The sequence below is a fragment of the Arthrobacter sp. SO5 genome, from assembly GCF_020532805.1.
GTDB lineage: Bacteria > Actinomycetota > Actinomycetes > Actinomycetales > Micrococcaceae > Arthrobacter.
In genome coordinates this window covers 19,565-38,887 of record NZ_MQTQ01000055.1, presented here as the reverse complement: position 1 = coordinate 38,887, position 19,323 = coordinate 19,565, and the positions used below count along the sequence as shown (strand labels likewise).

The window sequence follows — 19,323 nt, the reverse complement described above, 5'->3', positions numbered from 1 at the left end:
ACGCCCAGCCGTTGGCCGCGTGCAGGCGGGAGAGCTTCTTGTACACCAGGAGCGGTTCAATCGCCGGATGGCTCGACTCCTTCAGCTCCCACTGCCGGGTGGTCTTGACCTCGATGCCGTTCCGGTGCAGGGCCCGCATCAGCTCCTGCGGTGAGTCAGGGTTCAGCGCGGGGGAGTTCAGCAGCTGGCGCAGCTCGGCGGTGAGCGCCTCGAGCTTGGCCGGGCGGCGGCCGAGTGGCGGCCGCGGTCCAAGGTAGTCCGCGAGGATCCGCTCGTGCAGTTCCTCGCGCCACGGGACTCCGGTGTGCTGCATTTCCGCGGCGATCATTGCGCCGGCGGACTCGGCGGCGAGCAGGAGCTGGAGCCGCTGCCTGCGGTTATCGGTGTGGCGTTCGACGCCGGCGAGCGCCTCCTGCTGGGCGGCGTACTCGCCGCGGAGGGCTTCGGCGGTGTGCCGGGGCGTCCGGCGCAGGCCGGGATCATCAAACAGCGCGCCCTGCTCTGCCGGCGGAGGCGGCGGCTGCAGCATGCGGGGTGGCTGGGGCTCGTCGTCCTGGGTCAGCTTTTCCGCGTTCTGCGCATACGGGGTGTGGGCGGTGAACTCCGAGTGCGCCAGAATCGCACCGCACAAGGTGAGGTCATAGCAGCGTTCCAGTTCCACGCCGGCGGCAAGCAGCGCCGGGTACCAGTCCTGGGTGCGGTGCCAGATCCAGCGTGGACGCCGGTCCTCGAGTCGGCGCACGACGCCGGGCAGCTCGGCGGCGGCAATGACCCTGGCCTCCGGAGTGCCCGGGTGGGGGGCGCCGTCGGCGGTGAGTTCCTGCAGGGCTGCGCCCTCAGCGTGGGCGGAGAGCAGCAGGTACATAGGGTCAATTCTGCCCTGTGGCGTGCCGTCGCCTGTCACGTGGGGGGGTGCCCGCGTCGTGTGTCCGGCCAGCTTGTCCACATAGCCCGGGGCACCCCTTACCGCGGGCTTCAGGGAGCGGCACAGTGGCATCATGAGCAGGCACCAGTCACCCGACGCGGCCCCGGACCCTCCCGGGGGTCCGGGGCCATGGCTGCCCGGCGAGTCGACGGTGACGCTGCTGGTCACGGGCTCCGCTGTTCTGTGCGGCGAAGTTGAACGCATCGTGGCCGCCGCCGGAGGCCAGCTCCGGACGGCGGCCGGCCTCGCGGAGGCGGCCCCGTTCTGGGACGCCGCAGCGGCGGTGCTGGTCGGCAGCGATATCCGCGGGTTGCCGCCGCGCCGCCGTGCCCCGGCCGTGCTGGTTGGCCTGAGCGGGGACGGTGAGAGCCTCTGGCAGCTGGCTGCAGCCATCGGCGCCGAACGGGTAGCCGTGCTGCCCGATGCCTCGGTGTGGCTGGCAGAGTATCTGAGCCGGTCCCGCGCCCCGGAGGCAGGCGGGTTTGTCCTCGGCATCACCGGGGGCTGCGGCGGGGCGGGCGCCACGACGGCGGCCGTGTGGCTGGCGCAGGCGGCGGCCCGGCACGGAACCTCCGTCCTGCTGGTGGACGGCGATCCCTGGGGCGGGGGAATGGAACTGGTGCTTGCCGCCGAGGAAACCGCTGGTCTGCGGTGGCCGGACCTTGCCGGGGCCAGCGGCAGCATTGACCCGCAACAGTTCCGTGAGGCCCTGCCACGGATCGAAGGGTTCTCGTTCCTGTCCTGGCCCGGCACCCGGGGTCCTCACGCGGGGATGGACGCGGGGACGGTGGCCGGCGTGCTCGATGCGGCCCGGCGCGGCTACGAGCTCGTCATCGTCGACATCGGCCGGGGGCGCGAGGCACAGCGCGCCTTCGCCTGGGACTGCGACAGGATTGTCGTCATCGCCCCCGCTCAGCTGCGTGCGGCCGTGGCAACGGCGCGGCTCCTGCAGGATCTTCCTCCGGTGGAAACCGCCTTGGTCATCCGAAGAGGGGCCGGAGCGGCCCTTGACGGAGCCCTCATTGCCGAATCGGTGGGGCTGCCCCTGGGCGCGATCATGCCGGATGTCCGGGGTGCCGCCGCAGCGACGGAACTCGGGCGCCTGCTGGACACGGGCCGGCAGGGCAATGTCCGGCGGTTTGCGGCGGCGGTGCTTGACCCCGGCGGGGATCCCGGATGAGCGGACATGCGGCGCAGGGGCCGCTCGGATGGAGCCGCGGGGCCGGTCCTGACGCGCCGCGTCAGGGGACGGCGGACCACAGACTGCTGGATGCGCGGCTGCTGGAGTCTGTTCGCGAGTCGGTGATGTCCGACGCCGGGCCGGTCACCGTGTCCCGGGTTGCCGCCGCCGTGCAGGCTAGTGGAAAGCTGCTCGGCACTTCCGGTGCCCTGGCCGCTGTCGAGAGCATCAGCGCCGAGCTGAACGGGCTGGGCCCGCTGCAGGTGCTGGCCCGGGATGCCGCCGTGACGGATATCTTCGTCAACGGCCCCGATTCGGTGTGGCTGGACCGCGGGAGGGGACTTGAGCGGGCCGCGGTCGGCTTCTCCGGCGAGCGGCAGATCCGCGCCCTCGCGGCCCGGCTCGTGGCGGCGGGCGGGCGCCGTCTCGATGACGGTTCCCCCTGCGTGGATGTCAGGCTCGACGGCGGCTACCGGATCCATGCCGTGCTCCCGCCGATCTCCACAACCGGAACACTTCTGAGCATCCGGATCCGGCGCGAGAAGGTGTTCTCCATGGACGAGCTGCTGCAGCACGGCATGTTCGGCCCGTTGGTCCGGAACGTGCTGGAAAGCATGGTCGAGCGCCGGCTGAGCTTCCTGATCAGCGGCGCCACGGGGTCGGGCAAGACGACCCTCCTCGCCACGCTCCTGGGCCTGTGCCATCCCGGGGAACGGCTGGTGCTGATCGAAGACGCCTCCGAGCTGAATCCTGTCCACCCGCACGTCGTCTCGCTGGAGTCCCGTCACGGCAATCTGGAGGGCGGCGGCGTCGTGGATCTCGGCGAGCTCGTCCGGCAGGCCCTGCGGATGCGCCCGGACCGGCTGATCGTCGGCGAATGCCGGGGCGCGGAAGTCCGGGAACTCCTGGCGGCCATGAACACCGGCCACTCCGGAGGAGGCGGGACCATCCACGCCAACACCGCTGCAGCCGTCCCGGCGCGGTTGACCGCGCTGGGCGCGCTCGCGGGCCTGGGCCAGGACGCTGTGCGGCTGCAGGCGGCCAGCGCCCTCGACGCCGTGATCCACGTGGAGCGGGTCGGCGGCGGCGGCCGGCGGGTGGCGTGCGTCGGCGTCTTGACGGAAGCCGCCACGGGGCTCTCCGTCACTGCGGCGCTGGACGTCCTCGACGGCGGCGTCCGCTTCGGCCCTGCCTGGCCGCAGTTTGCGCAGCGGCTGGGTCTGTCCGCCGGGACGGACACCGGCCAGCAGCACGAAACGGCACCAACGACGGGACTGCGCCGGAGCCGCCACGCCGGGAGCCGTGCGTGATGGCCTTGCTCATCGGGGTTCTGGCCCTCGCGGCGTGTCTGGCGCTGTTGCCGCTGCGGACTCCTGTCCGGCGGGTCGGCGCCGCGCTGACCGGCGTCCCGCAAACCGGTCTGAGGTCGGCGGATTCCCGGCGAGGACGGAGGACTACCAGGACACTACCCGGGTGGCCGCGGCGCGCCGCGCCGGAGGTCCCGGTGACGGTGGTCGTGCAGCAATTGGCCGCTCTGCTCAAAGGGGGCCGCTCGCCGTCGCGGCTGTGGGATGAGCTGTGGACCCTCTACTCGGCGGAGGGCCTGGCGGACCCGCGGGTGACCCGCAGCCCTCACTCCAGGGCGACTCTTGCCCCGGGTTCGCTGACCCTGCTGGCCGCCGCCCGCTCCGCAGCCATGCGGGGATCTCCCGTCGGAGCGGCCATCCGCAGCGCCGGTGCGCGGCGCGGCGGACGGGACGGCGCGACCCGCCGGGAGCGGCACGCCTCCGGAGGCGAGAGCAGGGTCTGGGACCAGCTGGCCGCCTGCTTCGACATCGCCGAGGCCAGTGGTTGCCCGCTGGCTGACGTTTTGTCGCGTTTCGCCGCGCAGCTAGATGCCGAGGATGACGCGGAAGCTGCCCGCCAGACGGCACTTGCCGGGCCCCGTGCCACAGTGCGGCTGCTCACCTGGCTGCCGGTGCTGGGACTGGGGCTGGGCACGCTGCTGGGGGTGGATCCGCTCCGGACCCTGCTGGGCACTCCGCTCGGGATGGCCGCACTCGCCGCGGGCAGTGTCCTCACTGCGGCCGGGAGGATCTGGTCCGCCAGGCTGGTCCGGTCTGCGGCAGGCTTGCCGCAGTGACGGCTGATCTGGCCGGCCTCGCAATGGCGGCGATTCTGGCCGGCGTTGCCATGACGTTTTTGTCCGGGGCCGGCCAGGTCCGGAAACGACTCAGCCGCCAGGTGCCGGACCCCCGCGCTGCCCAGGCCCCTCCCGGGGCCCGAGGCCGTCCCGTGCCCGGCCAGGCCACCCCGGCAGAGCTAGGCGACACCGCAATGATGCTGGAACTGATCGGCGCGATGCTTGACGCGGGAGCCGGCCTCGGGCGTTCTCTGGAGCTCGTGGCCTTGGTGGCGGCAGCAGAATTCAGTGTCCCGCTGCGGCCGGTGGTGTCTGCGCTCGCGCTTGGCGCCGACTGGCAAACCGCCTGGCACAGTTCCGGTGTCCGCTCACCGAAACTGATTGTCCTGCGCGATGCCTTGGGCTTCGCGGCACTGACGGGGGCGCCGTCCTCGGCAATCCTGTACGCCCAGGCGGCACGGATCCGCCGGGAACAATTCAGGGCTGCCGAGAAACAGGCGGCAGCCCTGAGCGTGAGGCTGGTCATCCCGCTGGGGCTCTGCTCGCTGCCGGCATTCTTGTGCCTCGGCGTTGCGCCGGTGCTGCTGGCGTTGTTGCCGGCCTGAGCCGCCCCTGAACCGGTACATGCCAGTGGAGCCCCGCCGGGCCCGCCAGCGTTCCGCGCTGCCAGCCCTTCCCGCGGCCCGGCCCCTTTCCGTGCACCCAGCCCCTTTCCCGGCTTCGGCCGGGGACGGGGTTATCCACTTGGCCCGGAACGTCCCTTACCCGCACGGATCAGGCCGGGGAGAGTCGAAGCAACCGGCAATCCTGCCGGAAACCCATGAGAGGACATCGCATGTCAATCCACCACAAAGAAGTTCCCGCCGAAGCCAGCGGAGCCGCCGCACCGGGAACCACCGGGGTTCGTGAAATCTATCCGGGCGCCAGCGTGGCAGACCCGGTCCGTCCGCAGTGGCAAAGTCGGCTCATCGGCTCCGAGGCCGGCATGGCGACCGCCGAATATGCCATCGCAACGCTGGCCGCGGTAGGTTTCGCGGGCATCCTCGTATTCATCATGCGCAGCGACGAGGTCCGCGGGTTCCTGCTGAACCTTATCCGCACGGCACTCGCCTTGCCATGAGCTGTGGATGGCGAGACCAGGAGAAGGGCCCGGCCCGTGATCCCGGGTATCCGGGGTTCCTGCGCGGCTGTGCCGCAGCCGCAGGCTGCCGGACCCCCGGGCCCCGTGCACGCAGTCGGTGTCCGGGAGCAGGATCAGCGCCGCAGGCCGGGCGCGGATCCTGGCCGCCCACTGTCGCCGGAAAAACGTGCCGCGGTGCCGTGACGGCCGAGTTCGCCGTGGCGCTGCCCGCAGTTCTGCTCCTGCTGGCCCTGCTGTTGGCAGGCTCGGCCGCCGGCGTGACGCAGCTAAGGCTGGAGGAGGCGGCGCGGGCCGGCGCGCGGGCACTGGCGCGTGGCGAAGATGCCGCAGCCGTCGGCGCGATCGTCCGACGGCTCGCCGGCGATTCCGCAGCGTCAGCGGTGGCGTTCGACGGCGACTGGCTCAGCGTCACGGTGTCCGGCAGGGTCCCCGGAACCGTCGGCTCGCTGCTTCCGTGGACTCTCTCGGCCAGGGCCTGGGCCAGGGGTGAAGCGACCGAAACCTCCGCCCGCGCCCAGGCCCGGAAACTCCAGGAACGACAGCCTCTCAGGCAGGCGGCATGAAGCGGCGGTTGGAGCAGCCGGGCCCAGCGCCGGAGCGCTCCATGGAGGGCGGCTCGGGGACAGTCCTCGCCCTCGGGCTGGGCCTGGTCATCATCATGGCGACAGCGCTGATTGTGCTGCTGGCGCAGTCGGCCGTGCTGGCCTCCAGAGCCGCTGCCGCCGCCGATCTTGCGGCGCTGGCCGCAGCAGACGCCGCGCGGGGAATCACGAACGGCGAGCCCTGCGCCGTCGCCGAGGCGGTGGCCCTCCGGAACAATGCCGCCGTCCTCAGCTGCTCGGAAGGCGACGGGGAAACTGTGCAGGTCCGCACTGAACTCGGCACCAGGACCTTATTCGGTGCGGCCACCGGACAGGCCCGAGCCGGGCCGCCGCCATGATGCGAGGGGTTCCCGTGCCGTCGCTAGCTGCGGAGCGGTGCCGCGGCCTGGTCCGGCTGTCCGGCCCGCATCAGGTCGGTCGCGTCCTTCAGCAGCACATCGATCAGCGTGACCGCGGCGTTCTTGTCCAGGGGGTTGTTCTTGTTCCCACATTTGGGGGACTGAACGCAGGACGGGCAGCCGGACTCGCATTCGCAGGCTTCGATCGCGTCGCGTGTGGCCGAGAGCCACACCCGGGCCTTGTCGTAGCCGCGTTCGGCGAAGCCTGCGCCGCCGGGGTGGCCGTCATACACGAAGATGGTCGGCACGCCGGTGTCGGCGTGAATGGCGGTGGATACGCCGCCGATGTCCCAGCGGTCGCTGGAGGCCACCAGCGGCAGGAGCCCGATTGCCGCGTGTTCAGCGGCGTGCAGGGCCCCGGGGAACTGTGCCTCGATCAGTCCGGCGCCGCTCAGAGAGCGGTTGTCCATGACAAACCACACGGCCTTGGTGAAAAGGTCCCTGGCCCCCAGCTGCAGCGGCTCCTCGCCAAGAATCTCATTGGAGATCAGGGCCTTGCGCTGGAAGGAGACAACCTGCGTTGTCACTTTCACGTCCCCGAAATGCACGGCGACGTCGCCCCACTGGGTGGTGCGCTGTGTTTCCAGCACCTCAATCTGGGTCACGTCCCGTGCGGTGGTGTAATAATCCGGGTTGGCCCGGCGCACCACCACGCAGTGGTCGTCCTCGTTGAGGTCTTCCACCACGTAACTCTCGCCCTGGTGGACATAGATGGCGCCGGTGTGCGCCTGGTAGTGGGTCTGCGGGGAGTCCATGGTGCCCAGCAGGGAACCGGTGTCGGCATCAACGATGCTTACCGGCCCGCCGCCGTCGGCCCGGAGGTTCACCATGGCCGCGGCGCTTTGCGGGTGCGTCCAGAACCATCCTGCAGGTCGCCTGCGCAGGTAGCCCTGGGCCACAAGCTGGTCCAGCAGTTTCTCCGCGGTCCCGCCGAACAGGTCCAGCTCGGCGTAGCCCAGCGGCAGTTCGGCGGCGGCGGCGCACAGATGTGGCCCCAGCACGTAGGGATTGGAGGGGTCAAACACCGTGGCCTCCACCGAGACGTCGAAGATCGCCTCGGGGTGGTTCACCAGATAGGTGTCCAGCGGGTCATCGCTCGCCACGAAGGCGGCGATGGCGTCCTGGCCCGCCCGGCCCGCCCGGCCGACCTGCTGGAACAAGGACGCCCGGGTCCCCGGCCAGCCTGCGACCAGCACAGCATCGAGCCCGGAGATGTCGATCCCCAGTTCCAGGGCCGATGTGCTGGAAACCCCCAGCAGCTCCCCGGAGCGCAGGGATTTCTCCAGGGCCCGCCGCTCTTCCGGCAGATAGCCGGAGCGGTAGGCAGCCACCCGCTGCGGCAGGCTCGGATCCACCTCGTTCAGCAGGCGCTTCGTGATGGAGGCAATCGTTTCGGCGCCCCGCCGGGACTTGATGAAGGCAATCGTCCGGACCCGAGCAGACACCAGGTTGGCGAGCAGATCCGCGGTTTCGGCCACTGCCGTCCGCCGCTCCTTGGCGCCGTTCTCGCCCCGGACTTCGGTCAGGGCAGGCTCCCAGAACGCGACCGTCGTGGAGCCGTGCGGCGAGGAATCCTCGGAGACGGCGGTGACCGGCGCACCGATGAGCCGGCCGAAGGAGGTCCCCGGTTGGGAGGCCGTGGCGGAGGCGGCGATGAAAACGGGGCCGGGATGGTCGGTCCCGGGGCTGTAGTAGGCGCAGATGCGGCGCAGCCTTCGCATCAGGTTGGCCACGTGCGAGCCGAAGACGCCGCGGTAGCTGTGGGCCTCGTCAACGATCACGTAGCGCAGCCGGCGGAAGAACCGCGCCCACCAGGCATGGTTGGGAAGGATCCCGAAGTGCAGCATGTCCGGATTGGCCAGGATGAAGTTCGCATGGTCCCGGATCCACCGCCGGGACGCGGGGTCGGTGTCGCCGTCGTACGTCTCGGCCCGGACGGTCGGGAGCTTCAGCGCCCGGATCGCGGCCAGCTGGTCAGCGGCGAGGGCCTTGGTCGGCGAAAGATAGAGGGTGACGGCGCCGTCGTCGTGGATTTTGCCGGGATCGGCGAGGACCCGCAGTTCGGAGCGGTGGATCGCGTCCAGCGCCGGCAGCTGGTAGGCCAGCGACTTCCCGGAGGCCGTGCCCGTGGCGATGACCACGTGCCGTCCGGAATGGGCCAGCTCCGCTGCCTGGATCTGGTGTCGGTACGGCTCGTGGATGCCAAGGGATCCGTAGGCGCTGACCAGATCGGGGTGGGCCCATTCCGGCCAGGCGGCATGCACGGCTTCGCGGGCGGGGATGGTGCGCACATGACGTAGCTGTTCCGGGTCCGGGCCGCGGCCCAGCATCGGAATCAGGGACTCATGGGGGTTCACGAGTCCATTCTTTCACCCCGGCCGAAATCACCCCGGCGGGCGGTGCGGCCGTCAGCCCACAGACAGATCGGAGCCTTCGTCCGAGGCTGAGAGCATCAGGACCTGGCAGACGGTCCGCCAGCCCAGGTGCGAATACAACTTCTGCCCGTCGAGCGAGGCCAGCAGCAGACCGGTTTCGACGTCGTGCTCGAACGCCTGGGCGGCAAGGGCGCGCATGATGAAGCTGCCGAGGCCGCGGCGCTTGAAGCCGGGCTCGGTCACGATCTTGTCGAAGATCGCCGTCTGGCCCACTACGAAGACGCGGCCGCTCGCCGCCACTTCCTCGCCTGCACTGACCACGGCATGGTGGACCCCGTTGGCAATGGAGCTTACGAGCGCGAGGTCGTCGTCGGAGAGCCAGGGGTCCTCGGAATCCTGGGTCTCCATGTCCACGATCATCATGGTCTGGGAAGCCGACGTGACATTGAGTCCTTGCTGCCGTGCCAGGGAGGTGTATCGCGCTGCATCGTTGGTGAGGATTGTGAGGATACGGGCGGGGACTTCTGCGGTGGCGACCGCCAGCGCAGCGAACTCCGCGTCGGAAGGATCGTGGGCGAAGTACTCCCATTCTCCAGTGGTGTCAGCGCGCAGCGCTGCGGGAAACCGGCCCACCCTGCGGATGCCGTAGCCCCGGCAAGCGGCCCAGCCGGTAACCCAGATTTCCAGCAGGTGGGCTGTGTCTTCAACCATGGCATCCAGACTCATGAGATGAGCGTATTCCAGCCCTGCCGCAGGCAACAGGGGGGCCGGGTCGGGGAACCCGGATTGCATTTCCAATTGTGATGGTGCCGGCGGACGGGAAAGGCTCGGGTCTCCGGTTTTCGGTCCAGCCAGTACCCTTAAATACGTGGCTTTGAACCGAATTGTGCTCTTTTACGGCTTTACCCCCCTGCCGGACCCGGACGCCGTCCGGCTCTGGCAGCGCTCCCTGTGCGAGAAACTCGGATTGACCGGGCGCATCATCATCTCCAGGGATGGTATCAATGCCACCGTCGGCGGCGAGCTGGGGGCGGTCAAACAGTATGTGAAGACGACGCGGGAATACAAAGGCTTCCACGGCATCGATGTGAAGTGGTCCGACGGCGGCGCCGCGGACTTCCCCCGGCTGAGCGTCAAGGTCCGGGATGAGATCGTGTCCTTCGGCGCCCCGGGCGAGCTGAAGGTCGATGCCAACGGCGTCGTCGGCGGCGGAACGCACGTCACGCCGGATGAGCTGCACCGGCTGGTCCAGGCCAAAAAGGACGCCGGGGACGACGTCGTGTTCTTCGACGGCCGCAACGGCTTCGAGGCCCAGATCGGCAAGTTCAGGGACGCGATCGTCCCCGATGTGGCCACAACGAACGATTTCATCAAGGAACTCGACTCCGGCAAGTACGACGCGCTCAAGGACAAGCCGGTGGTCACCTACTGCACCGGCGGCATCCGCTGCGAGGTGCTCTCCAGCCTGATGGTGAACCGCGGCTTCAAGGAGGTCTACCAGCTCGACGGCGGAATCGTCCGCTACGGGGAGGCCTTCAAGGACCAGGGCCTGTGGGAGGGTTCGCTCTACGTGTTCGACAAGCGCATGCACCTCGAGTTCAGCGAGGACGCAAAGACGATCGGCGAATGCGTCCGCTGCCTGGCACCCACGAGCAAGTTCGAGAACTGCTCCAACCCGGAGTGCCGCACGCTCACCCTCTATTGCTCGGACTGCGCCGCCAGTCCCGAGACGCTGCGCTGCCCGGACGGTTGCGCGGCCTGATCCCGGCACGTCACGGGTCCCGAAGCGCCGCACCGAAGCGCCGCACCGGGGCGTCGGTCAGATCCGGCTCACCCGGTAGGCGAAGTTCGACGGTGCGTCCGCATCGACCTTGACGGTGAGTATTGCATCGGCGGGCAGGGAGATCACGTTCACCCGTGAGGCCCCGCATCGCAGGGTCAGATCCACCACATCGTTCTCGCCGTTGCTGATGTTGAACGACACACGCTTGCTGCTCCGGCAGGCCAGCGTCACGGAGTAGCTTCCTTGGGGCAACACGGTGGTCGTTTCGTTCTGTTCCTCGTCGGCATCCAGCGAGCCGTAGCCCGTCTGGAACACCTGGCCCGCGGCATCCGGTAGCGCCTGCTTGACCCACGCCTCCAATTCCGCCCCCGACACCGGAAGGTCCAGCCCGGGATCCTTGGGGATGGCGGGATTCGTGAACGTCGACGCGGAGGACGACGGGGAGCCCTCGCTGGAGGATCCTTCGTTGTACTCGTAAGCGCAGCCGCTAAGCCCCGCGCCAAGGGTCAGCACGCAACAGACTACGACGGCGGCCGCCGCGGTGCGCTTCCGCGGAACCCACGTTGCCGACGCGAGGGGCATGGCCTCACTTTAGGCCCGTGCGGAAGGGAAGGAAAGAGTCTTACGGCCCCTGTTCAGACAGCCGCTCAACAGCCACATGCGGTGCGCCGACGCACACGGCGGTGACGGTGTAGGCGCCCTTGTCCGCAGCTCCGATGGCACGGCGGAATCCGCCGCCGCCGAGGCCTCCGGCTCCGCCCATCAGCAGCTCTTCGGACGGATCCCCAAGTTACCCCGCGGGAACCAGATGGTAGGCGTAGATGAGCGGGGCGTCCACGCTCGCCGTGCTGACCTCCAGCGTGCCTGGAGCGGGAACCTTGATGCGTGCAGTCTCGTGGCTTCCGTTGCAGGCAGCACCTGCCTCGGTCAGCCTGGTGCCGTCGAGGGAGATGCTGAAGAACGCCTTGCCGCCGCCGTCGCAGCTCATGGTCAGCGTGTAGCTCCCCGCCTGGACACCCGTTGCCGTCCTCACGATCGGATCCCGGTTGAGGATCTTGCCAGCATCCTCCAGTACGGTCCCGCCGGCCGAGGGCAAGGCGGTGGCCTTCCACGCCTGTACGTCGGCAGATTCGATGGAACCGGCCGACGAGCACGCTGACGCGGCCAGGACGACGGCGGCGCAGGCCGCTGCGGCGGCGACCCGGCGCCGGAGGGTCGGCGGGTGCAGGGGGCGTGAGGCGCGGAAAAGCATTCCTCCAACTTACCGCCTGGCCACGGTGCCGCCGTCCGCGATCAAGGCCGGTGCCGGCCGAATCGTCTTCGACCGCTTGACCTTGACGCTGCGTCAAGCTTTAGGCTCAAGGAAACAGCCTCGGAGCCTACGCTTCGAGGACCACGAGACCCGGGAGGAGGGACGGCATGGACTGGTCCGTGCAACAGATCGCCAAGCTCGCCGGAACCACCAGCCGGACACTTCGCCACTATGACGACGTCGGGCTGCTCAAGCCCAGCCGCACCGGCGGGAACGGCTACCGGTATTACGACCAGGCCTCGCTCGTGCAACTGCAGCGCATCCTGCTCCTGCGCGGGCTGGGGCTCGGGCTGCCGGCGATCGCCGAGGTCCTGGGACGCGAGTCCGACGCGGAAAGGGCGCTCAGCCGCCACCTGGACTGGCTGCGGCAGGAACAGGACCGGCTGGCCCGGCAGATCGCCTCGGTCCAACACACCATCACAGCGATGAAAGCAGGAGGAAAGATCATGGCGGAAGAAATGTTCGACGGCTTTGACCACGCCCGGTACAAGGATGAAGTGGAGGAGCGCTGGGGCAAAGACGCCTACGCCACAGGGAACGCCTGGTGGAACGGCATGTCGGCGGAGCAGAAGGCCGCGTGGAAGCAGCGCGCCCGGCAGCTGGGCAGCGACTGGATCGCGGCAGCGCAAACGGGCACTGCGCCGGACAGCACGGAGGCACAGGACCTGGCCCGGCGGCAGGTCGAGTGGCTCACCGGCATTCCGGGTACGCCCGCGGCCGCGTCCGGCACCGGCGGCGGCACCAGCAGCGACGTGAAGGGCTATGTGACCGGCCTTGGCGAAATGTACGTGGCCGATCCGCGCTTCGCCGCGAACTATGGCGGCGAAGCCGGGGCCGCCATCGTCCGGGACGCGCTGCGGATCTACGCGGGCAAGCACCTCTAAACTTGTCCGGGTGACTCCATCAACGCATTTCACGGCCGGCAACACCCCCGAAGCACCGCGCAGCGACCTCCCCGGGCTGCTGGCAGCGCTCGCCGCGGGCCTGTCCAGCATCGGCTACACGGTCGACGGCGTGGCCGGGCTGCTCGGTCCGGCCGCGCACGCCGCCCTCAGCCGGGACCAGCTCGTCCCTGCCCTCATCGTCACCGATCGTGCCCTCCACGGCGAGCCGACGACGGCGGCGCTCGCCGCCGTCGTCCGCCTGTGGCTGCTCGCGGAGCCGCAGCGGGCCGAAACCCTCGACGCTGCACTGCCGGGTTTACGCACGGACGGCCTGCTCGAGCTGGGCCTCGTGGAGCAGTCTGCGGAGGGCCACATTCAGGCGAAGGTGGACCTGCGGCCCTACGGCTGGGACCCGACCGTGGGGGACGACGGAGTCGGCAGCGGCGGGGCGGACCTCTGGGTGGCCAGTGACCTCGCCGCGCACCAGCGCCCCGGCGTCCTCCGGCACGACCACGTCCTGGGGATCGGGCAGGCGTCCACCACCCTGGTGCAGGTCACCACGCGCCGTCACGTGGCCACTGCCCTGGATCTCGGCACCGGCTGCGGGATCCAGACCTTCCACCTGCTGCACCACGCGGACCACGTGACGGCCACAGACATTTCAGCACGGGCCCTGGCCTTCACCCGCTTCAATCTGCTGCTCAACGCCGCGGCGCTGCACCTGGACCCCTTCGATCTGGAGGCCCGCGTGAGCCTGCGGCTGGGGTCCCTGCTCGACCCCGTCGCGGGCGAGGAGTTTGAACTGGTGGTCTCCAATCCGCCGTTCGTCATCACCCCCCGCAGCCCGGGCGAGGCCGCCGCGGACCAGTTCACGTACCGCGACGGGGGTCTCCCGGGGGATGAGATCGTCGCCTCGCTCGTGGTGGCGCTGCCCTCGGTCCTCGCTCCGGCCGGAACAGCCCAGCTTCTGGGGAACTGGGAGATCCCGGCGGGCACAGACTGGGCCGAACGGCCGCAAAGCTGGGCCACTCCGGACACGGACGTCTGGGTCATCCAGCGCGAGCAAGTCAGCCCCGAGCAGTACGCGGAGACCTGGCTGCAGGACGCCTCGGAGGCACGTGACCGGGTGCATTACCAGGACTCCTACGCTGCGTACCTGGACGACTTCGCGTCCCGGGACGTGGAGGCGATCGGCTTCGGCATGATCTGGCTGCGGCGCCCGGCGTCGGGCCCCGCGGTGCTGAGACGCTTCGAAGAGATCACCTATCCGATCGAGCAGCCCGTCGGCCCGCACCTCGGCGCCGCGGTGGAACGCGCCGACTGGCTGGCCGCCCACGACATCGCCGCCGCGCACCTTCTGGTGGCCGAGGACGTCACCGAGGAGCGGCACCAGCGTCCCGGCGCCGAACACCCCGGCGTCATCCTGCTGCGCCAGGGTGCCGGTCTCCGCCGCACCAACCTGCTGAGCACCGAGCTGGCCGGCCTCGTCTCAGCGTGCGACGGTGACCTGTCCGTCGGGCAGATCATCGGCGCCCTCGAGGCGCTGCTGGGCGGCGACGAAGGCTTCGACGCCGAGGCCTTCCGCGGCAGGCTCCTGGCGGAGGTGGGGAACCTGGTCCGCGACGGCTTCCTGCTCCCCGCCTGACGCCAGCCCGCCTGACGCCAACCCGCCTGACGCACCTTCATTGCCGAACCTCGGCAGGACATAGGCCGCCAGGGCCAGGGCGGCCAGGACACCACCCGTACCGGCGATCAGGAAGGTCATCCGAACGGGGAGCAGGGCGCCGAGCAGCCCGCCCAGCGCGAGCGCCCCGATGGAGACAGCCCGGGTGAGGCCGCCGAGGATCGCCATCGCCTGGCCGCGTCCGCTCTCCGGAATCCGCAGGATCGCGATCGCCCCGAAGCACGCGTTCAGCATGCCGCAGGCGGCCCCCATCGCGGTATAGGCGACTAACAGCAGTTCCACACTGGGCACCAGCGCCATGATCCCCAGGAAGGCCGAGGTTACGGCCATGGAGATCAGCAGCATGCGCAGTCGGAGCGGAGGGGTCTTGATCCGCCCGGCCAGCGAGGCACCGGACGCCATCCCCAGTCCAAACGAGGCGGCCAGCAGCCCGTACTGCGTTTCGGTGGCGCCGAGTTCGTCCCGGGCCAGGAATACTTCCAGGACGTTGGTCGCCTCCCCGACAGTGATGAAGAACAGGGCGCCGAGGACCAGGGGCCAGACCAGGCCGTCCCGCCGGAGCAGGCGCAGACCGTCCAGCAGGGCGGGATTTTCCTTGCCGACCCGCTCGGCGGCCGTGCCGCGGCGGGTCCGGATCAGCGAGGCGCCCACGGCCATGACCAGATAGCAGCCGCAGGCCACGGCAAACACCAGGCCGGTTCCGCCCCAGCCGCTGAGTAGGCCGCCCGCTGCCGGTCCGACCATGCCCGCGATCATGATGGTTGCCTGCATGGTGCCCAGCGCCCGCGGGGTCCGCTCCTCGCCTACGATCCGGGGCAGGAGTGCCTGCCAGGTTGGCCCGGCCACCGCCTGGGCGGCGCCTAGCAGAAACGTCATGGTGAACAGCACCGGAAGGTAGTTGTCCAGGTACTGCAGCCCCAGGCCCATGCCGGCGACCGCCGCGGCACTGGCCACGGACGACGCCGTCGCCAGCGTGCGGGAATCCCGGGTGTCCGCCAACCGGCCCGCCCAAGGTGCCAGCAACACCAGGGGGAGCGCCGAGCAGAAGAGATAGGCCGCGACCAGCCAGGGCCCGGCAACCGCGGTCTGGCCGGCTGCGGCCAGGTTCTGCAGGTGCAGCATGACGCTGATGATGACTGCCCCCATGCCGGCCGTGGCGACGAAGCGGGCGCTGCTGGCAAGGAGGAAATCGCGGTTGCGCCACAGCGGCTGCGCGGCGTGGGATTCCCCCGGCATGGTATGAAGTTGCTGTTTCACAACCACCAAAGTACTCCCGGCCGAATCAGGTGTCAAGCATCTCTTTCATAGTTTGGCTCCTGTCGATAGACTGGTGGCGTGAATGCAGAAACCCCATCGGCGCAGTCCCCGGTGCCGCCGGCTGCCAAGCGCGGGCAGCGCCCGGAGAAGAACGTGGAAATCACCGACCCGAAGGCCATCCGTGCCTTGGCCCACGCCGCCCGTCTGGAAGTTATTTCTGAGCTGTATTCAACCCAGGCGAGCCGCACGGCCACCGAACTCGCGGCCCAGACGGGCCTCACCCCGAGCGCCATGAGCTACCACCTGCGTGCCCTGCAGAAATGGGGAATCGTGGCGCCTGCGGCCACCGCAGGGGACGCCCGCGAACGCCGCTGGCAGGCCGCCGGTACAGACTTCACCATCAAATCCGGCGGCGGAGTAGCCAGCCCGGATTTCGCCGTGCTGGATCTGGAGCTTGACGCGTACCGCCGCCGGGTCAACGCCTATGCCAAAACACGGGACGAGCGACGCAAACTCGGAGAGCCCGCGGACGGCCCCTCCTGCGTGGTGCTGGCGAGCAGCCTCCTCTACCTGACGCCCGCCCAGCGAGCCGAGCTGAACGAGAGACTCTTCGAGCTGCTGAAGGACTATGAGCTCGAGGATCCGAACCACATTCCGGAAGGCACCCAGCGCATGGCCACGATGTGGTCGATGATTCCGGATGACCGCGGGCCGTCCTCCGCCGGCGCTGCCTGAACCTGGCCTTCACGACGCCGGGAGGGGCCTCTTCATGACGCCCGGAAGTCCGGGGCGGAGACCTGGGATTTCCACCTGAATGCGCGGGAATCTGCAAAATATGGTGAACTAGGCGGGTATGGGCGCATCGGCCCGAGCAACCTTTTTCTGTAGGAGCACCGTGCCAAGCAAGGCCAAAACCGGCAAGAAACTCGTGATTGTGGAGTCTCCCGCCAAGAGCAAGACCATCGCCAAGTACCTCGGCGAGGGCTTCATCGTTGAGGCCTCCATTGGTCACATCCGTGACCTCCCGCAGCCCTCCGAACTGCCGGCGGAACTGAAGAAGACCTCGGTGGGCAAGTTCGCCGTCGACATTGACAACGACTTCAAGCCGTACTACGTGGTGTCGCCGGACAAAAAGAAAAAGGTCGCCGAGCTTAAGGCCCAGCTCAAAGACGCTGACGCTCTCTATCTCGCAACCGATGGGGACCGCGAGGGCGAGGCCATCGCGTGGCACCTGCTGGAAGTGCTCAAGCCCAAGGTGCCCGTGTACCGGATGACCTTCGGCGAAATCACCAAGGAAGCAATCCACCGCGCCATGGACAACCTGCGCGACGTCGACCAGGACCTCGTGGACGCGCAGGAAACCCGCCGTGTGCTGGACCGGCTCTACGGTTACGAGATCTCCCCGGTGCTGTGGCGCAAGGTGGCCCGCGGACTTTCCGCCGGCCGTGTGCAGTCGGTTGTGACCCGCATGGTGGTGGACCGCGAGCGTGAGCGGATGGCCTTCAGGGCCGCGTCCTACTGGGACCTGACCGGCCAGTTCGGCGCCGGGTCCGGCTCGTTCAAGGCCAAACTGGCCATGGTCGACGGCGCCAAAGTCGCCAGCGGCCGCGACTTCAACGACAACGGCGAGCTCACCTCCCGCAACGCCGTGCACCTCGACGAGGCACTCGCCACGTCCCTCGCCGCCGGACTGCAGGACGCCGACTTCCGCGTCCGCTCCGTTGACACCAAGCCGTATACCCGCCGCCCGGCCGCGCCGTTCACCACCTCCACGCTGCAGCAGGAGGCCGGCCGCAAGCTGCGTTTCTCCTCGAAGAGCACGATGCAGGTGGCGCAGCGGCTGTACGAAAACGGCTACATCACCTATATGCGTACGGACTCCTCCGCACTGAGCAACGAGGCCGTCACGGCAGCCCGCCGCCAGGCCTCCGAGCTGTACGGTCCCGAGTACGTGCCGGCGTCCCCGCGCGTCTACAGCGGCAAGGCGGCCAACGCGCAGGAAGCCCACGAGGCCATCCGTCCCGCCGGCGACTCTTTCCGCACCCCGGCCCAGGTGGCTAAACAGCTCTCCGGTGACGAATTCCGGCTCTACGAGCTCGTCTGGAAGCGCACCGTCGCGTCGCAGATGGCCGACGCCAAGGGCTCCACTGCCACGATCCGCCTCGGTGCCGTGACGGTTGGCGGGGCAGAAGATCAACGGGACGCCGAATTCTCGGCCTCCGGCACCGTCATCACGTTCCCCGGCTTCCTTGCCGCCTATGAAGAAGGCAAGGACGAGAGCCGCGGCGACGACGACTCCGAGGAAGCACGCCGCCTGCCGAACGTGGCCAAGGACGACGCTCTCACCGCCTCGGACATTGTCGCGATCGGCCACGAAACCTCCCCGCCGCCGCGCTTCACCGAAGCGTCGCTGACCGCCGAGCTGGAAAAGAAGGGCATCGGACGCCCGTCCACCTACGCCTCCACCATCTCCACCATCCAGGACCGCGGCTATGTCCGGAAGCAGGGGTCCGCGCTGGTCCCGAGCTGGATCGCGTTCTCCGTGGTCCGGCTGCTGGAACAGCACTTCCACGACTACGTGGACTACGAGTTCACAGCGGACATGGAAGCGGACCTGGACAAGATCGCCAATGGCCAGGCCACGGGCACCACCTGGCTCAAGCACTTCTATTTCGGCGAGGATTCGGACCCGGGCCTGCTGAGCATCGTCAACAACCTCGGCGAGATCGACGCCCGTGAAATCAACTCCATTCCCATCACCGACGGCATCACCCTGCGGGTTGGCAAGTTCGGCCCCTACCTGGAAAGTTCGGTCCCCGCGGTCGATCCGGAGACCGGAGAGGTGATCGAGGCGGCCCGCGCCAACGTCCCCGAGGACCTGGCGCCGGACGAGCTCACCGCCGCGAAGGCGATCGAGCTGATGGAGACAGCGGCCCCCGAGGAGCGCGTGCTCGGCGCGGATCCGCACACCGGGCACACCGTCGTCGCCAAGAACGGCCGGTACGGTGCCTACGTCACCGAGGTCATCCCCGAGATGACGGAGGAGCAGCTCGCCAACCAGCCGGTGGAGTACTACAAGAACGGCAAGCCGAAGCCCCCGAAGAAGCCCGTCAAGGCCAAGCCGCGCACCGGCTCCCTGTTCGCCTCCATGGCCGTGGACACCGTCACCCTGGATGAGGCGCTGCAGCTCATGAGCCTGCCCCGGGTGCTCGGCCAGGACGCCGAGGGCAACCCGATCACGGTGCAGAACGGCCGCTTCGGCCCGTACCTGAAAAAAGGCACGGATTCCCGGTCCATCGGCTCGGAAGAGGAGATCTTCACCATCACGCTGGAGCAGGCGCAGGAGATCTACTCGCAGCCGAAGCAGCGGGGCGCCCGCGCCGCCGTTCCTCCCCTTGCCGAGTTCGGCCCGGACCCGGTCTCGGAAAAGAACATTGTAGTGAAGGAGGGCCGCTTCGGCCCGTACATCACCGACGGCGTCACCAACATCACCGTGCCGCGCACCACGGCGCTGGAGGAACTCACGCGGGAACGCGCCGTCGAACTCCTCGCGGAAAAGCGGGCGAAGGGCCCGGTCAAGCGCACGACCACGGCCCGCAAGGCCCCCGCCCGCAAGGCCGCCGCCAAGAAGTAGCCCGC

Annotated in this window: 17 protein-coding genes and 2 pseudogenes; 12 read left to right on the top strand and 7 right to left on the bottom strand. The window is 69.1% G+C overall.

Annotation, left to right across the window (positions count from 1 at the left end):
- Window positions 1-865 (bottom strand): annotated as a pseudogene (locus tag BJG92_RS10815) (bifunctional 3'-5' exonuclease/DNA polymerase); the annotation flags it as partial.
- 133 nt (window positions 866-998) lie between these two features.
- Here BJG92_RS10815 and ssd point away from each other — a divergent pair.
- The 7 genes from ssd to BJG92_RS10780 all read left to right on the top strand — a co-directional run bounded on the left by ssd (window position 999) and on the right by BJG92_RS10780 (window position 6,329).
- Window positions 999-2,105, top strand: a complete 1,107-nt coding sequence (ssd, locus tag BJG92_RS10810) for a septum site-determining protein Ssd (RefSeq protein WP_232084014.1) — start codon at window positions 999-1,001, stop codon at window positions 2,103-2,105.
- Entirely contained in the window at window positions 2,102-3,415 is a 1,314-nt protein-coding gene (locus BJG92_RS10805; RefSeq protein ID WP_232084013.1) for a TadA family conjugal transfer-associated ATPase, read from the top strand. Before ssd ends, BJG92_RS10805 begins: the two co-directional genes overlap by 4 nt.
- A complete protein-coding gene (locus BJG92_RS10800) occupies window positions 3,415-4,248 on the top strand; it encodes a hypothetical protein (RefSeq protein WP_232084032.1) in 834 nt (277 codons plus the stop codon). The genes BJG92_RS10805 and BJG92_RS10800 overlap by 1 nt, the downstream gene beginning before the upstream one ends.
- On the top strand, window positions 4,245-4,853 hold the full coding sequence (locus BJG92_RS10795) for a type II secretion system F family protein (RefSeq protein ID WP_232084012.1): 609 nt from the start codon (window positions 4,245-4,247) through the stop codon (window positions 4,851-4,853). Before BJG92_RS10800 ends, BJG92_RS10795 begins: the two co-directional genes overlap by 4 nt.
- Window positions 4,854-5,083: 230 nt before the next feature.
- Window positions 5,084-5,368 carry a DUF4244 domain-containing protein gene (locus BJG92_RS10790; RefSeq protein ID WP_232084011.1) on the top strand — a complete coding sequence of 95 codons (285 nt, stop codon included), beginning with the start codon at window positions 5,084-5,086 and terminating at the stop codon, window positions 5,366-5,368.
- Between the two features lie 200 nt (window positions 5,369-5,568).
- Complete coding sequence (locus tag BJG92_RS10785; protein WP_232084010.1) at window positions 5,569-5,952, top strand: TadE family type IV pilus minor pilin; 384 nt, start codon at window positions 5,569-5,571, stop codon at window positions 5,950-5,952.
- The gene (locus BJG92_RS10780) at window positions 5,949-6,329 is read left to right on the top strand and encodes an Rv3654c family TadE-like protein (RefSeq protein WP_232084009.1); all 381 of its coding nucleotides are present in this window, start codon (window positions 5,949-5,951) and stop codon (window positions 6,327-6,329) included. Before BJG92_RS10785 ends, BJG92_RS10780 begins: the two co-directional genes overlap by 4 nt.
- 23 nt (window positions 6,330-6,352) lie before the next feature.
- Here BJG92_RS10780 and BJG92_RS10775 read toward each other — a convergent pair whose 3' ends face one another.
- The gene (locus tag BJG92_RS10775; RefSeq protein WP_232084008.1) at window positions 6,353-8,746 is read right to left on the bottom strand and encodes a DEAD/DEAH box helicase; all 2,394 of its coding nucleotides are present in this window, start codon (window positions 8,744-8,746) and stop codon (window positions 6,353-6,355) included.
- Between the two features lie 51 nt (window positions 8,747-8,797).
- Window positions 8,798-9,490: a GNAT family N-acetyltransferase gene (locus BJG92_RS10770; protein WP_232084007.1), complete on the bottom strand. Its 693-nt coding sequence runs from the start codon at window positions 9,488-9,490 to the stop codon at window positions 8,798-8,800.
- Between the two features lie 142 nt (window positions 9,491-9,632).
- Here BJG92_RS10770 and BJG92_RS10765 point away from each other — a divergent pair, with 142 nt between their 5' ends.
- Window positions 9,633-10,526 (top strand): rhodanese-related sulfurtransferase, encoded by an 894-nt coding sequence (locus BJG92_RS10765; protein WP_232084006.1) that lies wholly within the window; start codon window positions 9,633-9,635, stop codon window positions 10,524-10,526.
- A 57-nt stretch (window positions 10,527-10,583) separates the two neighbouring features.
- Here the strand turns inward: BJG92_RS10765 and BJG92_RS10760 are convergent, their stop codons facing one another.
- From BJG92_RS10760 to BJG92_RS10750, 3 genes are read right to left on the bottom strand one after another with little or no spacing between them, the layout of a single operon-like run.
- Window positions 10,584-11,129 (bottom strand): DUF6023 family protein, encoded by a 546-nt coding sequence (locus tag BJG92_RS10760; protein WP_232084005.1) that lies wholly within the window; start codon window positions 11,127-11,129, stop codon window positions 10,584-10,586.
- A 40-nt stretch (window positions 11,130-11,169) separates the two neighbouring features.
- Window positions 11,170-11,310 (bottom strand): hypothetical protein, encoded by a 141-nt coding sequence (locus tag BJG92_RS10755; RefSeq protein ID WP_232084004.1) that lies wholly within the window; start codon window positions 11,308-11,310, stop codon window positions 11,170-11,172.
- A 27-nt stretch (window positions 11,311-11,337) separates the two neighbouring features.
- On the bottom strand, window positions 11,338-11,799 hold the full coding sequence (locus BJG92_RS10750; RefSeq protein ID WP_232084003.1) for a hypothetical protein: 462 nt from the start codon (window positions 11,797-11,799) through the stop codon (window positions 11,338-11,340).
- A 167-nt stretch (window positions 11,800-11,966) separates the two neighbouring features.
- Here BJG92_RS10750 and BJG92_RS10745 point away from each other — a divergent pair, with 167 nt between their 5' ends.
- Entirely contained in the window at window positions 11,967-12,743 is a 777-nt protein-coding gene (locus BJG92_RS10745; protein ID WP_232084002.1) for a MerR family transcriptional regulator, read from the top strand.
- Between the two features lie 10 nt (window positions 12,744-12,753).
- Entirely contained in the window at window positions 12,754-14,388 is a 1,635-nt protein-coding gene (locus BJG92_RS10740) for a methyltransferase (protein ID WP_232084001.1), read from the top strand.
- 57 nt (window positions 14,389-14,445) lie between these two features.
- On the opposite strand, the pseudogene BJG92_RS10735 reads toward BJG92_RS10740, so the two are convergent.
- Window positions 14,446-15,573 (bottom strand): annotated as a pseudogene (locus BJG92_RS10735) (MFS transporter); the annotation flags it as partial.
- A 189-nt stretch (window positions 15,574-15,762) separates the two neighbouring features.
- Between BJG92_RS10735 and BJG92_RS10730 the strand changes: the two are divergent.
- Both BJG92_RS10730 and topA read left to right on the top strand, forming a co-directional pair.
- On the top strand, window positions 15,763-16,419 hold the full coding sequence (locus tag BJG92_RS10730) for a helix-turn-helix transcriptional regulator (RefSeq protein WP_232084000.1): 657 nt from the start codon (window positions 15,763-15,765) through the stop codon (window positions 16,417-16,419).
- A 160-nt stretch (window positions 16,420-16,579) separates the two neighbouring features.
- The gene (gene topA, locus BJG92_RS10725; RefSeq protein ID WP_232083999.1) at window positions 16,580-19,318 is read left to right on the top strand and encodes a type I DNA topoisomerase; all 2,739 of its coding nucleotides are present in this window, start codon (window positions 16,580-16,582) and stop codon (window positions 19,316-19,318) included.
- The last annotated feature ends 5 nt before the right edge of the window (window positions 19,319-19,323 follow it).

What these genes read in the sequence shown, in the direction of transcription:
- ssd (WP_232084014.1), top strand. Translation starts at nt 999, where the DNA reads ATGAGCAGGCACCAGTCACCCGACGCGGCCCCGGACCCTCCCGGGGGT.
- BJG92_RS10805 (WP_232084013.1), top strand. Translation starts at nt 2,102, where the DNA reads ATGAGCGGACATGCGGCGCAGGGGCCGCTCGGATGGAGCCGCGGGGCC.
- BJG92_RS10800 (WP_232084032.1), top strand. Translation starts at nt 3,415, where the DNA reads ATGGCCTTGCTCATCGGGGTTCTGGCCCTCGCGGCGTGTCTGGCGCTG.
- BJG92_RS10790 (WP_232084011.1), top strand. Translation starts at nt 5,084, where the DNA reads ATGTCAATCCACCACAAAGAAGTTCCCGCCGAAGCCAGCGGAGCCGCC.
- BJG92_RS10780 (WP_232084009.1), top strand. Translation starts at nt 5,949, where the DNA reads ATGAAGCGGCGGTTGGAGCAGCCGGGCCCAGCGCCGGAGCGCTCCATG.
- BJG92_RS10770 (WP_232084007.1), bottom strand. Translation starts at nt 9,490, where the DNA reads ATGAGTCTGGATGCCATGGTTGAAGACACAGCCCACCTGCTGGAAATC.
- BJG92_RS10760 (WP_232084005.1), bottom strand. Translation starts at nt 11,129, where the DNA reads ATGCCCCTCGCGTCGGCAACGTGGGTTCCGCGGAAGCGCACCGCGGCG.
- BJG92_RS10755 (WP_232084004.1), bottom strand. Translation starts at nt 11,310, where the DNA reads ATGGGCGGAGCCGGAGGCCTCGGCGGCGGCGGATTCCGCCGTGCCATC.
- BJG92_RS10750 (WP_232084003.1), bottom strand. Translation starts at nt 11,799, where the DNA reads ATGCTTTTCCGCGCCTCACGCCCCCTGCACCCGCCGACCCTCCGGCGC.
- BJG92_RS10745 (WP_232084002.1), top strand. Translation starts at nt 11,967, where the DNA reads ATGGACTGGTCCGTGCAACAGATCGCCAAGCTCGCCGGAACCACCAGC.